Source organism: Exiguobacterium sp. s26 (assembly GCF_018618235.1).
In the GTDB taxonomy this organism is placed as follows: domain Bacteria; phylum Bacillota; class Bacilli; order Exiguobacteriales; family Exiguobacteriaceae; genus Exiguobacterium; species Exiguobacterium chiriqhucha.
On record NZ_JACSLS010000005.1, the window covers coordinates 55,859 to 68,809 of the forward strand.

The following is a 12,951-nucleotide window of genomic DNA, read 5'->3' on the forward strand; positions in this document are numbered from 1 at the left end:
CTGTTCTTGTCTTCACTTTACCGTTTGGAGGCAGGAAAACAAAGGGGGAGCTGTCGAATGTATTGAAGATGTACCCGTGTGACATACAGAAGGAGGGATCATCGTTAATGGAGAACCGAGGACATCTCCAAAACGAATTGCTGCACGCCTTGCCTTACGGTGTAGCGTTAATCATGACGGACGGGACAATCGTCCAAGCGAACCGGCCGTTTTTAGAGCAATTCCCTGAAGACTTACAAACGAGAACAAACATCTTTCATATGGTCAACCAATCACCGATTACGATGGAGCTATCGAGACGAATGGAGCAAGGCTTGCCTTGGACGTACGAGATGCCGACAATCCGCATCCACGCCATCCCGAACGGTGACGTCTATATCTTATCGATTGAACCTCTCCCGCTCGATACGCGGGTGACCGTCCAACATAACGCGTTCGAAGCGATGATGCACACCGAACTCGACATGGCGATGGTTATGACCGATGCCAATCTGTTAATCAATCGCTTCAATAAAGGAGCGACCGAGCTGTTCGGTTACGAGCCGCATGAAGTACTCTACGAAATGACCCCGTTCGGTCTATTCGAGTCGCGCGAGCTGAGCGAGAAACGGACCCATTATCAAGACGAGACAGAGCGGTTGTTGTCATTCGAACAGATGCTGCGTGTGGCACTAGACCGTGGCGACCGTGAATGGAAGTTTCAACGAAAAGACCGGACTCATTTCGTTGGAAAACTGTTCATGCATCCGGTCTACGAACAAGCTCGCGTCATCGGCTTTTTCTTTTTCGTCTTCGATGTCAGTCCTGAAATCGCCTTGAAAGGCGAGTTGCTGCATAAAGAACAACGGTATCGCATGTTCGCCGAATCGGTCATCGAAGCCGTCCTGTTTCACGAGGGCGGGACCATCTTAGATGCGAACAAGGCGGCCGAATCGATTTTCCGAATCCCGGCCGAACAGATGGTCGGTCGCCAAACGATTGAATTTATCGCCGAAGGCTATCGGGCCGACGTGTTGCGCCGGATCCGGAACCACATCCAGACACCTTACGAGGTCATCGGCCGTCGTGAGGACGGGACGTTCCTCGAGATGGAAGTGTATCCAAAAGAAGTAACGTTCCAAGGCCAGACGCTCCGGGTCGCCGTCATGCGCGACATTAGCGATCGGAAGAAAGTCGAGCGGATGCTCGAGCGGGAGAAGAATGCCATCGCCCGGCAACGAGATATCATCCAATCGATTTTACAGGCCTCCAATGAAGCGTTCGTTTTGACCGAATCGAACGGCAGCGTCCTGTTCATGAACGTGCACGCCCGTCGCCTGCTCGATTTGCCAGGAATCGCCCCGAACAAGATGCAAGAGCGGATCCCGCTCCTGTCGACGTTCCGCACGCGCGACCGCACCGAGATGTTGAAAAAAATCGACTTATTACTCGACGGCTCTGCCCGCGAAGTGTCGATGCGTTTCTCCATCCCGCAACCGAACGACCGGGATGAACAGTATTACGAGATGTACGGAACCGGTATGGATACAAAACGCCAAATCGGAATGGACAGCGGCTTCTTATTCGTGTTCCGCAACCGAACCGAGGAAGAGCGGATGGACCAAATCAAAAACGAACTGGTCAGCACCGTCTCACACGAACTTCGCACCCCGCTCTCGTCACTGTCGGGATATATCGAGCTGATGCTTACCCGCGACTTGAATCCCGAGAAGCGCGAGCGTTACTTAAAGACGATGGCGAAAGAAGCGAAGCGTTTGACCGACCTGTTAAACGATTTTCTCGACATTCAACGCATGGAAGACGGCAATCAAGAGTATAAGAAAGACCATTTCGTCTTGAACGAACTCGTCCGTGACGTCGTCGAACGCTTCCGCGAGACGAGCAACCACTCCATCCATTTCGATGATGCCGATGAAGTGCTCCACCTCATCGCCGATCAGGACCGCATCGAGCAGGTCATCATCAACTTGTTATCGAACGCCATCAAGTATTCGCCGAACCATCACGAAATCGAGGTACGGGTGCGCAAAGAACGAAATCAAGCCCACGTCTCGATTCAAGACTTTGGTATCGGGATTCCGGAGCATGCGTTCGAAGAACTGTTCAAGAAGTTTTATCGAGTCGACAACTCGGATACACGCCAAATCGGCGGGACGGGTCTCGGGCTATCCATCTGTAAGGAAATCATCGAATCGCACGGCGGAAGTATCGAGGTCGAATCGAGCGTTGGCGTTGGCTCGACATTCACGTTCACGTTGGACTTAGCGGAGGAGACACTATGAACCATTACGCTTTCACCGGTTTCCCCGGGTTTTTAGCCGGAAAGATGATCACGCACCTCGCGTCATTGCCGAATCAGATTGGGACGATTTACGCACTCCACCTCCCGACCGAACGTTCCGGCGCACATGCTTTAAAACAGGAGCTGTTGGAAGCGACGTCGTTACGAGATGATCAGCTCGTGCTCGTCGAGGCCGATATCACGCTACCTGAAGTCGTGCTTGATCCAATCATGCGCTCCGTCATCGAGCGTGAAGTGAATTACGTGTTCCATTTGGCAGCCGCTTACGATTTGAACATCCCTTATGATGTCGGATATCGCATCAACTTGCTCGGGACGAAACACATCACCTCATTGGCGAAACGGGCACCCTATTTAAAGCGGTACGTCTACTTCAGCACCGCCTATGTGTCTGGACGCCGTCAAGGGACCGTTTATGAGAACGAGTTATGGCACCGCGTTCGTTTTAAAAACCATTACGAGGCGACGAAGTATGAGGCCGAGGCCATCGTCTCGCGCGAGCTCGGCTCGATGCCGGTGACCATCATCCGTCCGGGCATCGTCATTGGCCATAGCGAGACCGGCGAGACGAAGAAGTTTGACGGGGTCTATTTCGTCTTAAAGTTAATGGACCAACTTCGTCAAGCTGCCCCGCTGCCTTACATTGGACGACAGAATATCGAAGTAAACCTCGTTCCTTATGATTACGTCGTCGAGGCAACCGCTTATCTCGCTCACGCTCCGGTCGGTTTGAAGCGGACGTTTCATTTGACCGACCCGTTTCCACACGGGGCCCGCGAAGTGTACCGTATGATTCACGAAGAGATGTTCGGTCGCCCTCCACGCGGGACCATCCCGCATGCGGTCGCGGAGACCGGATTCTCGGCGCTACATCTGTCGGAACGTTACGGCGTTCCGCGTGAGCTACTCGCCTACTTTAAGCATCAAGTCCATTTCGATTCGACACAGACGCTCCGCGCACTCAGCGGCACTGATATCGTCTGTCCGGATTTAAAGGACTATCTGCCAAAAGTCGTTGCCTATTACGAGACACACAAAAAGCCCTAATTAGGGCTTTTTGTGTGTCATCCGATTAGCAACTTCTCTTTTGGATAGCGAATCTTCCGGTCCATCTGGCGTGCGACCGTGAAGAGGATCGTCAACGAACCGACACGACCGAGTAACATCATGAACATGATAAAACTCTTACCTGCATCGTTCAGTTCCGCCGTGATCCCGAGTGATAACCCGACCGTCCCGAAGGCCGAGACTGTCTCGAACAAGAGTGCTGTCGCCGGAATATGACCGTTCGTCAAGATAGTCAGTGCGGTAATCAATAAGATGAAGAAGAAACTCGTAATAGCCACGATGTACGCTTTTTTAATTTGGAACGCGTCAATCGTCCGCTCGAGGATGACCGTCTCTTTTTTCCCGACGATGAACGCCCACATATCGGCCAAGATGACGGCTACGGTCGTCACTTTAATCCCCGACCCTGTCGAGGCGGCGCCGGCCCCGATATACATAAGAATGATCATGACGCCAATCGAAATCGGCGCCATCGTCGTCAGGTCGATCGTGTTAAAGCCTGCCGTTCGCGTCGTCACCGCTTGGAAGAAAGTGACGTGCATCGCTTCACCGAACGGGCGGCCATACAGCCCGCCTTCATTCGACACCCATTCGAACAACATGAGCGAGAACCAGGCGATTCCGTTGACGATGACGAGTGAGGCAATCATGATTTTCGAATGGAGGGCGAGACGTTTCCAACGTTTCACCTCGGTCGCGTCGGCGATGGTCGTAAAACCGAGCCCCCCAATCATTAAGAGCGCGGCAATCGTGATGACGATAGCTGTGTTCTGCTCGAACTGCATCAAATTGTCCGGCCATAGGGCGAATCCGGCATTGTTGAACGCTGACACCGCATGGAAGAACCCATAATAGAGCGCCTCACCGAAACGATAGTCACCGGTGCTGTACAGTTCGACCGTCAAAAACAACATGCCGATGAACTGGACGATGAGTGTCGTAAAGACGATGTTGCGGACGAGACGCACCGTGCCGCCCGGTCCCGACAAGTTGAGTGACTCTTGGAGCAAGATGCGCTGCTTTAAACCGATTTTCTTCCCGAGCACACTGAGCAACATAAGCGCGACCGTCATAAAGCCGAGACCACCGATTTGAATCAGCGCAACGATGACGAGCTCGCCGAACGTATTGAACGATGTTCCAATGTCGATTGTCGATAATCCAGTCACCGTTCCGGCCGATGTCGCGATAAACAGACAGTCGATCCAAGACACGGGTTGTGTCTGCGCGAACGGCATATAGAGTAATGTCGCCCCAATAAAGATGGCGAGCAAAAAGCCCGTCGCGATAAAACGGGCCGGCTTTTCGAACACGAGCCGATAGAGTGCCTCGATTCGTTTTATGCGCAACTCCCGTACGGTCAATCGATGTCGCATCTCGCTATCTCCTTCAACTCAAGTTTTCTAAGGCTCATATTACTCCTCACTTATAAAATTGCCAACTAGAAAATGTATCGCTAACTGTTTGTCGGATTTTTTGGTAATATGAGAGATAGACTTTATGAATGTTGAGGAGGTTGAATGAAACCGTGGACCCTAGTACGGTGGATCATTCGCTAACGGATGTCTCGCGAAGGTTGGAGCGTCAGTCACAATGCATGCCCGCCCATCTTTATTTCCAGCTCGAAGAACTGCTACATTGGTCACTTGATCAAGAAGTTGTGAATCAATTGTACGCATTATTAAAAAAATACGACGTGTTAACCGATATAGAGCGTGAAGAACGAAATATCAGCATCCAAATGCTGATTGACGAAAACGGCGCTTAACCATCGGGAACGCATTTGCGGGAGACGAGTTAAGTCTCTCGCTTTTTTTGTCTCCTGATTTTTTTTAGAAAGGTGGAAAACATAGACATGGATGTCGTCACGTTAGTAGGACTCATACTTGGGTTCCTCACCCTCGTCGGAGGGATGGTATTGAAAGGAGCCGGGATTGCCCCGCTCATCAACCCGGCAGCACTCGTCATTATTTTTGTCGGGACAGCGGCCGCGGTCAGTATCGCCGTTTCCAAAGAACAGCTGCAAAACGTACCGAAGTTGTTCGGAATTCTCTTCAAAAAGCAGGAGTTACCAAGTAAATCCGGGCTGTTGACACAGTTCGTCGACTTGTCGACGCAAGCGCGTAAAGAAGGACTCCTGTCGCTTGAGACAGCGCTCGAACAAGTTGAAGAGCCGTTCTTGAAACAAGGGATGATGATGGTCATCGACGGCCAACCATCCGAATATATCGCCGAGGTCATGTCGCGCGATATCGAGAACATGGAGCAACGCCATAAAGCGAACTCGGACATCTTTACACAAGCCGGCACGTACGCGCCGACACTCGGGGTTCTCGGAGCCGTTATCGGTTTGATTGCGGCCCTAAAAGATTTGTCTGATATCGAAAAGCTCGGTCACGCGATTTCAGCCGCGTTCGTCGCGACGTTGTTCGGGATTTTCACAGGATACGTCCTCTGGTTCCCGTTCGCCAATAAATTAAAGCAGTATTCGAAGAGCGAGGTCATCATCAAAGAAATGATGATTGAAGGGATTCTCTCGATTCAAAGTGGGGAGTCTCCGAAGACGTTAGAAGATAAATTGTCTGTGTATTTGTCTCCAAAGGAGCGAGCCGACTATGAAGCGCAAAAAGAAGCATGATCATGAGGAACATATCCCGGAAGGTTGGTTAATCCCTTACGCCGATTTATTGACGCTCTTACTCGCCCTCTTCATCGTCTTGTTCGCCTCGAGTAACATCGACCAGACGAAGCTCGAGAAAATGTCTCAATCCTTTAACCAAGTGTTCTCTGGCGGGACGAGCGTGTTCCAAGCTTCGACCGCCTCGAACAGTGACATCAGCCGTACGAACAAGACAGATACGACGGCGAATCCTCGGACATATGAGCTCGCCAAACTGGATGAGTTAAAAGAAGAGGTCAATCAATACATCAAAAAGAACGGGCTCGAACAAGAGATTGAAGCGACCATCAACTCGAGCGGTCTCGTTTTGACGATTCAAGACCGAGCCTTGTTCAGTATGGGGGAAGCGACGCTTGACGCCGAGGCTAGAACGGTGGCCGGCTCGATTAGCGGTATCCTGGAAAAAGCCGGTAACCGTGAGATTGTCGTATCGGGTCACACCGATAACATCCCGATCAACACGGCCCGGTTCCCGTCGAACTGGGAACTCAGTTCGGCCCGGGCCACGGCTTTCATGCGCGGTCTGTTGACGAACGATGCTTTGAATCCCGGACAATTCACGCTTGCCAGTTACGGAGAATACAAACCGATTGCGACGAACGACACCGAAGCAGGGCGCTCGAAAAACCGCCGCGTCGAAGTGTTGATTAAACCACTCGTCGATTTATCAGAAGGCTCACCGAAGATGCTCGAAACAATCGTCTTGCCATAAAAAATCCCACTCTGTTGAGAGTGGGATTTTTCGTTATCGGGTCCATTCGAAGTACTTGCGTGACAAATCCGTGAGCGGGCTGTTGAACAAGCGTTTCCGCCAGTAAAGGTCGGCCACTTTTTTCACGGCCTCGCTTCGCGACGGGTACGGATAAATCATGCGGGACAGCTTGCCGATTTTATCGCCTCGTTGCATCGCATAGACGACGATTTGCATCCAATCCCCGGCCGTCATACCGATGGCGTGACCGCCGATGATTTTGCCGTTCTTGCGCGTGATAATTTTGACGAAACCTGTCTCTTGTCGGTCGGCGACGAAGCGGTCGACCTCGGACAGTTTCGCTTCAAACACCTCGACATCGTCACCATGACGCTCCCGTGCCTCAGCTTCGGTCATGCCGACGTGGAACACTTCCGGTTCCGTGAACGTGATCCACGGCATCTTCGTGTAGTCGACCTTGTTCCAAAGTCCGAACAAGGCGTTGGCCACGACCGCTTTTCCTTCCTCGCCAGCTGCGTGCGTGAACGGTAACGTCTTAATCGTATCGCCAATCGCAAAGATATGAGGTTGTGACGTGCGGTACGTCGACGTGACGTCGACGAATCCGTCTTTGACGTGGACGTGAGCCCGGTCGAGTCGAAGCTCATCGATTCTCGGTTTCCGTCCTGTCGCCACGAGCAGCTTGTCCGCCTCGTACGTGACCGTTTCGCCATCGATTTCGCCGGTGACGTGAACGCGTCCCTCGACTTCCGAGACTTGATTGATGTTGATGCCGATTTTAAGGCGCATCGCCATCTCGAGCTGCGAACGGAGCAACTTGCTCACCGACTCGTCTTCTCGCGGTAAAAACGTATCCTGTGCCTCGAGCACGGTCACTTGGCTACCGAGACGAGCGAACGACTGGGCGAGTTCGAGACCGATCGTCCCGGCCCCGATGACGATGATGCTCTCCGGCAACGTCTCTTCTTCAAACACTTGCTCATTCGTTAAGTATGGCACGTCGTCCAAGCCGTCAATCGGCGGTATGGTCGGTTGCGAGCCAGTCGCGATGACGAATTTCTTCCCAATCAGTAAATCGTCACCGACTTTGAGTTCGTATGGGCTTTGGAACGAGGCCTCGCCGATATACACGTCGACCCCAAGTTTTTCGAAACGTTCCGTCCCATCATGATCTTGAATGATGGCACTGGCACGGTCGACGCGTGCTTTCGTCGTCTGGTAATGGTCGCGGCCGTCAAACTCGGCTCCGAGTACTCGGGCAGCTTGCATCATGCTGCTCGCTTCTTTCGAGGCGGCGATCAGCGCTTTCGACGGGACACACCCAACGTGAAGACAGTCTCCACCCAGGTGTTTTTTCTTCTCGACCAAAGCGACTTTCGCCCCTAAATTTGCGGCACCGGCCGCGACCGTCATCCCGGCCGCACCCCCACCAATCACAATCAATTGATAATCCTTCATCTCATCAACCTCCGATAGCGTTCACTCACGTCTTGCATCCGTTTCCGGTTCACTCCAAAGTCAGAGTGACCGAGTCGTGATGCCGAGCGGAATTCAATTTGTCTTGTCTCATCGTCGAATCGAAATTCGACGTCATCTTTAAAGCGCATCAGTTTCGTCGTGACGACATAATGGAGCGTGTCCTCCGTCTCCTTGACGAGCTCGGTCCGAGGCAGTTGCCCCATCACCATCTTGATTGTCTCGATGCTCTCGGCGCGGTCTCGCCCGTACGGGAGCGGCTCCATGCGTAGCGCTTCGATTGTCGTTTCGGTCGAGACGGCGTTCGGACTACCTGACAATGGCTTCAATGATTTCGTTGCCATGAAAAAAACCTCCCTCATTCTACATACAATTACATGTATCCTGAATTCGGAAGGTTTAACCCTTTTAATGCAGTTCGCTCGGGTCGAGCGGCAAGAGAACGGTCACCGTCGTCCCATGACCGATCTCACTTTCGATGACGAGCTTTCCTTCGTGGGCCTCGATTAACTCCTTAGCAATCGCCAGGCCGAGCCCGCTGCTCCCTTTCGTCACTTGCGCCTGATAGAACATTTCAGTGATGCGCTGCAAGTGTTCCCGTGAAATACCAGGTCCCTCGTCAATAATTGAGATGAACGCGACTCGCTCCGATTGCACGAACCTTACCGTCAACGTCCCACCTTCTGGCGAGAAGCGGATGGCGTTCTCGAGCAAGTTTAAAAATACTTGCTTCAGCCGGTTCTCATCGAACAGTCCGATCGACTTTTGCGGATATCGCTCAATGAGCGTAATCTGTTTGTCTTCGAGTGACTGTTTCAATTGAATCGTCACTTTCCGTAACAACGACACGAGATCAAGTTCTTGCCGATACAAGACGAGCCGGCTCTCTTCAATCTTCGTGTAATCGAGCAGCTGCTCGACGAGCCCGATCATCCGCTCCGTCTCCGAATGGATGATGCTCAAACCGAGCTCGGTCTCGTCCGACACTTTCTCGTCCCCGCCTCGAATCGTCTCCGTCCACCCTTTAATCGAAGTGAGCGGCGTCCGCAACTCGTGCGACACGTTGGATAGAAATTCATTTCGCGTCGATTGGTGCTGCTGGACTTTCGCACCTAAATATGTGAGCGTCCGGGCCAGTGCCCCGAGCTCATGTTTTTCATTGGAATAGACTTCAACATCGAAATCACCTTGCGCCATTTCATCGGCCGTCTCAATGATGTCTCGAATCGGTCGCACGAATCGGTCTGCAATCCGAATGACAGCATAGAGCGCGACCAACCAAATCAAGACGCCAATCATGACGACAGCCATCCAAATCTCGCGAATCAACGTGTCAAGGTCGGCGAGCGGCCGCGTGAAGCTGATGGCGAATTCACTCGTCTCTTCCGTGATGATTGGACTCGTCACCGACAAATAGTGATTCCCATCGGCATCGTAGTCTTGGACGACGGACTCGCCTCGAGCGAGATCTTGCAACTGTTCGGTCGAAAAGGCCGCCTGTTGCGCCCGCTGTCCCGTCGTTTTGATGATTTGACCGGTCCGGTCGACAATCGTCAAATCGGTACCGGGATAGCCGAACGTCCGAACGAGCACCGAGAACGCGCTCGGTGTCTCGAATCCGACTTGCGCCTGTGGATACAGATAGGCGCTCGTCGTCGCATGGCTGAGTAGTGCCTCTGATTCATATTCATAGTAATAGCGGTACGTTCCGTACGACAGGACGCTCACGAGAAAGACGAGCACGAGCGTCATGACGAGCATAATCCGAATGACGAGCTGTTGCTTCATCCGTCATGTCTCCGCCACTTGTACCCATGCCCCCATAGCGTCTCGATATAAGCCGGGTGACTCGGGTCGTCTTCAATCTTTTGACGTAGACGACGGATGTTGACGTCGACCGTCTTTCTGTCCCCGAAGTAATTGATGCCCCAGACGGCATCTAACAGCGCGTCACGCGATAAGACGACTTCCTCGTTTTGGACGAGGTGACAAATCAAATCGTATTCGGTCGGGGTCAAATCAATCGCCTGCCCATACTTCGTCACTTGCTTCGCCGCCAAATCGATGGCGAACGGTCCGGACTTCAACCGTTTCTTTTCTTTACGCTTCACTTTCTCGACACGGCGCAGGAGTGCTTGAATCCGTGCCACAAGCTCACCTGGGCTAAACGGCTTGGCGATATAATCGTCCGCCCCTCTGCCGAGCCCTTCAATCTTATCTTCTTCAAGCGTGCGTGCCGTCAGCATGATGATGCCGACGTTCTCATCTAAGTCGCGGATGGCGGCGCATGCCTCGAATCCATCCATCTCAGGCATCATCACGTCGAGCAAGACGACATCGAACGGCTCACGGTCGAACGCTGTGACCGCTTCGCGACCGTTCGTCGCCTCAAAGACGTCAAATCCGGCTCGTTTTAAATTAACGATGATAAAGCTGCGAATCGCATGCTCATCTTCGGCTACTAATATTCGATTCATATATCCACCTCTTCTGAAGTTCACTACTCTACATTATAGTTACGTTTTTGCGACAAGGTTGTCAATTGACCTCAAATCGTATTAGGATGGAGTCATTAGATTCTGAAGGAGGACTCCTTACCATTATGAGTTACAAGATGATTGTTTTAGATATGGACGATACGCTCCTCACGAGCGACCATACAATTTCCGCCAAGACGAAAGCAGCCTTGCTAGATGTACAAGAACGCGGACATAAAGTCGTGCTCGCGAGCGGTCGCCCGACATACGCGATGTGGGATGCCGCCCGTGAACTCGAACTTGCCAAATATGGTAGCTATATTCTCTCATTCAACGGTGCCTCAATCATCAATTGTGAGACGAATGAAGAAATCTTCTCGAGTACGTTGCTTCCGGAGACGGTCGCCCATCTCCATGATATCAGTGTCCGGGAAGAAATCGCGATTCATACGTACATCGGTAACGAAATCGTAACCGATCAACCGAACCCGTATACTGATATCGAAGGTGAATTGACGGGGATGCCGGTTATCCATGTCGCCGACTTCAAAGAAGCGGTCACGACGCCTGTCGTCAAATGTCTCATGCTCGGTGACGGCGACACGCTCGCTCCAATCGAAACGAAACTGCAAGTCGAACTTGAAGGAAAACTTGCTGTCGCGCGTTCAAAACCGTTTTTCCTTGAGTTCACAGAAGCGGGTGTGACGAAAGGGACGAGCCTCGCCTTCCTCGCCGAACACGTCGGAATTGAGCAAGCCCACGTCATCGCTTGTGGCGACGGGAACAATGACCTCACGATGATTGAATGGGCCGGCCTCGGAGTCGCCATGGGCAACGCCAACACGACGGTCAAAGGCAAAGCCGACTTCATCACGAAATCAAACAACGAAGACGGGATTGCCCACGTCATTGAGACGTTCATGGGAACGGTCCTCGTCGATCGGTAAGTGAACAAACTGGATTGAACCAAGGAGGAATTACGATGAATAAAGGATTGAAACGAGCAGGACTTGGACTGGTCGGTACGGCTGTCGCCGGTGCCGCCTACGTATTTTTGTCCCCGAAACCGACCTCACGTCTCGTTAAGACCTCATTTGCCGGCGGGAACGAAGTGGCCATCAAAGGGTTTGATGAAGTCGTTCAAAAAACATCGGTCCGGAAAGATATCGACTATCATTCAGCCTATGAGAACGGGACGTTCGACTTGATTCGCTATGAAGGCGAGAAACAAATTGTTCCGACCATCTTTTGGGTGCACGGCGGTTCGTTCGTCGGTGGCGACAAGGCCGACGTCTTCAAATATGCGACGTCAATCGCGAGCAACGGCTATAACGTCGTTAGCGTCAACTACGCCCTTGCCCCTGACGTCACGTATCCCGTCCCGCTCCAGCAGCTTGAAGAAGCATACACGTATATCGCGGAAAACAATGACCGCTTCCGTCTCGACCTCGACCGCGTCTTTTTTGCGGGCGATTCGAACGGGGCCCAACTCGTCGCTCAGTTCGTCGGTATTCAATTGAACGACGACTACGCACCATCGGCCGAAGTGAATCAAGTCGTTCCGAAAACGTCGATCCTCGGCACGATTCTCATGTCAGGTCCTTATGACTTGAAACGAAGCATCATCGAGTCATCGAAGGCGGTCAACCGCTTCTTGTTCAAACGGATCGGTTGGGCTTACTTCGGAACGTACAATTGGGAAGACTTGCCGGTCGTCGCGGAAGCGTCGCCGCTCGTGAATATCCCGGCCACGTTCGTTCCGACGTTTATCACCGATGGCAACACCGGTTCGTTCGAAACGCAAGCGAAAGAATTTGCGACGATCCTCTCAGGTCGTGCGGACGTCACGAGCGTCTTTTATGACCGAAACGAGCACACACTCGGCCACGACTACCATTTTGAGATGGATAAGCCGGCAGCCAGTGCAACGTATCGCCGTTTAATCACGTTCTTGCGTGAAACGACGCGTTAACAAATAATCCCCGCCCATCATTGGGCGGGGATTCAGCTTGTTGACTAACATGATTGATATCGCTCGTCCTTCCCGCGCCCACGCTTTCCGCAGGCAATCCCGGAGCCGCATCGCGACTAGCGTCGCTGCTGGGTCTCCGTTGGATTGCTCTCCTGCGGGAGTCGGGGCGCCATCGGACGAGCAACGCAAACGGTCGCCATCTGGCGGCCGTTTGTCTTTTTCTGAGGCCTCGATGGCCGAAGAAAAAGCCCTGATATGTTCTTC

12 protein-coding genes are annotated in these 12,951 nt (G+C 52.4%); 7 read left to right on the forward strand and 5 right to left on the reverse strand.

The genetic code is table 11. The annotated features are described in order from the left end of the window. The first annotated feature begins 107 nt into the window (after positions 1-107). The gene (locus tag KNP82_RS09405; protein WP_021068131.1) at positions 108-2,282 is read left to right on the forward strand and encodes a PAS domain-containing sensor histidine kinase; all 2,175 of its coding nucleotides are present in this window, start codon (positions 108-110) and stop codon (positions 2,280-2,282) included. Continuing rightward, positions 2,279-3,349, forward strand: coding sequence for an SDR family oxidoreductase (locus KNP82_RS09410; RefSeq protein ID WP_131471608.1), 1,071 nt, complete (start codon positions 2,279-2,281; stop codon positions 3,347-3,349). Before KNP82_RS09405 ends, KNP82_RS09410 begins: the two co-directional genes overlap by 4 nt. A gap of 17 nt (positions 3,350-3,366) precedes the next feature. Here KNP82_RS09410 and KNP82_RS09415 read toward each other — a convergent pair whose 3' ends face one another. Next, positions 3,367-4,746 (reverse strand): TrkH family potassium uptake protein, encoded by a 1,380-nt coding sequence (locus KNP82_RS09415; RefSeq protein WP_214827695.1) that lies wholly within the window; start codon positions 4,744-4,746, stop codon positions 3,367-3,369. A gap of 140 nt (positions 4,747-4,886) precedes the next feature. On the opposite strand from KNP82_RS09415, the gene KNP82_RS09420 reads away from it, so the two are divergent. The 3 genes from KNP82_RS09420 (at position 4,887) to KNP82_RS09430 (ending at position 6,762) form a co-directional block, all read left to right on the forward strand. After that, on the forward strand, positions 4,887-5,138 hold the full coding sequence (locus KNP82_RS09420) for a hypothetical protein (RefSeq protein ID WP_233005246.1): 252 nt from the start codon (positions 4,887-4,889) through the stop codon (positions 5,136-5,138). Positions 5,139-5,225: 87 nt separating this feature from the next. Continuing rightward, complete coding sequence (gene motA, locus KNP82_RS09425; protein ID WP_021068127.1) at positions 5,226-6,008, forward strand: flagellar motor stator protein MotA; 783 nt, start codon at positions 5,226-5,228, stop codon at positions 6,006-6,008. After that, positions 5,986-6,762: a flagellar motor protein MotB gene (locus tag KNP82_RS09430; protein WP_021068126.1), complete on the forward strand. Its 777-nt coding sequence runs from the start codon at positions 5,986-5,988 to the stop codon at positions 6,760-6,762. The genes motA and KNP82_RS09430 overlap by 23 nt, the downstream gene beginning before the upstream one ends. A 33-nt stretch (positions 6,763-6,795) precedes the next feature. Here the strand turns inward: KNP82_RS09430 and KNP82_RS09435 are convergent, their stop codons facing one another. The 4 genes from KNP82_RS09435 to KNP82_RS09450 form a co-directional block, all read right to left on the reverse strand. Then, the gene (locus KNP82_RS09435; protein WP_214827697.1) at positions 6,796-8,220 is read right to left on the reverse strand and encodes a dihydrolipoyl dehydrogenase family protein; all 1,425 of its coding nucleotides are present in this window, start codon (positions 8,218-8,220) and stop codon (positions 6,796-6,798) included. Continuing rightward, complete coding sequence (locus KNP82_RS09440) at positions 8,217-8,582, reverse strand: DUF1499 domain-containing protein (protein WP_058765475.1); 366 nt, start codon at positions 8,580-8,582, stop codon at positions 8,217-8,219. The genes KNP82_RS09435 and KNP82_RS09440 overlap by 4 nt, the downstream gene beginning before the upstream one ends. A gap of 64 nt (positions 8,583-8,646) precedes the next feature. After that, positions 8,647-10,026, reverse strand: a complete 1,380-nt coding sequence (locus tag KNP82_RS09445) for a sensor histidine kinase (protein ID WP_131471610.1) — start codon at positions 10,024-10,026, stop codon at positions 8,647-8,649. Then, on the reverse strand, positions 10,023-10,715 hold the full coding sequence (locus tag KNP82_RS09450; RefSeq protein WP_021068122.1) for a response regulator transcription factor: 693 nt from the start codon (positions 10,713-10,715) through the stop codon (positions 10,023-10,025). Before KNP82_RS09450 ends, KNP82_RS09445 begins: the two co-directional genes overlap by 4 nt. Positions 10,716-10,840: 125 nt before the next feature. On the opposite strand from KNP82_RS09450, the gene KNP82_RS09455 reads away from it, so the two are divergent. Together KNP82_RS09455 and KNP82_RS09460 are read left to right on the forward strand one after the other, a co-directional pair. Beyond that, on the forward strand, positions 10,841-11,662 hold the full coding sequence (locus tag KNP82_RS09455; RefSeq protein ID WP_021068121.1) for a Cof-type HAD-IIB family hydrolase: 822 nt from the start codon (positions 10,841-10,843) through the stop codon (positions 11,660-11,662). Positions 11,663-11,697: 35 nt separating this feature from the next. Continuing rightward, positions 11,698-12,687 (forward strand): alpha/beta hydrolase, encoded by a 990-nt coding sequence (locus tag KNP82_RS09460; protein WP_021068120.1) that lies wholly within the window; start codon positions 11,698-11,700, stop codon positions 12,685-12,687. The last annotated feature ends 264 nt before the right edge of the window (positions 12,688-12,951 follow it).

What these genes read in the sequence shown, in the direction of transcription:
- KNP82_RS09435 (WP_214827697.1), bottom strand. Translation starts at nt 8,220, where the DNA reads ATGAAGGATTATCAATTGATTGTGATTGGTGGGGGTGCGGCCGGGATG.
- KNP82_RS09440 (WP_058765475.1), bottom strand. Translation starts at nt 8,582, where the DNA reads ATGGCAACGAAATCATTGAAGCCATTGTCAGGTAGTCCGAACGCCGTC.
- KNP82_RS09410 (WP_131471608.1), top strand. Translation starts at nt 2,279, where the DNA reads ATGAACCATTACGCTTTCACCGGTTTCCCCGGGTTTTTAGCCGGAAAG.
- KNP82_RS09430 (WP_021068126.1), top strand. Translation starts at nt 5,986, where the DNA reads ATGAAGCGCAAAAAGAAGCATGATCATGAGGAACATATCCCGGAAGGT.
- motA (WP_021068127.1), top strand. Translation starts at nt 5,226, where the DNA reads ATGGATGTCGTCACGTTAGTAGGACTCATACTTGGGTTCCTCACCCTC.
- KNP82_RS09460 (WP_021068120.1), top strand. Translation starts at nt 11,698, where the DNA reads ATGAATAAAGGATTGAAACGAGCAGGACTTGGACTGGTCGGTACGGCT.
- KNP82_RS09415 (WP_214827695.1), bottom strand. Translation starts at nt 4,746, where the DNA reads ATGCGACATCGATTGACCGTACGGGAGTTGCGCATAAAACGAATCGAG.
- KNP82_RS09445 (WP_131471610.1), bottom strand. Translation starts at nt 10,026, where the DNA reads ATGAAGCAACAGCTCGTCATTCGGATTATGCTCGTCATGACGCTCGTG.
- KNP82_RS09405 (WP_021068131.1), top strand. Translation starts at nt 108, where the DNA reads ATGGAGAACCGAGGACATCTCCAAAACGAATTGCTGCACGCCTTGCCT.
- KNP82_RS09450 (WP_021068122.1), bottom strand. Translation starts at nt 10,715, where the DNA reads ATGAATCGAATATTAGTAGCCGAAGATGAGCATGCGATTCGCAGCTTT.
- KNP82_RS09455 (WP_021068121.1), top strand. Translation starts at nt 10,841, where the DNA reads ATGAGTTACAAGATGATTGTTTTAGATATGGACGATACGCTCCTCACG.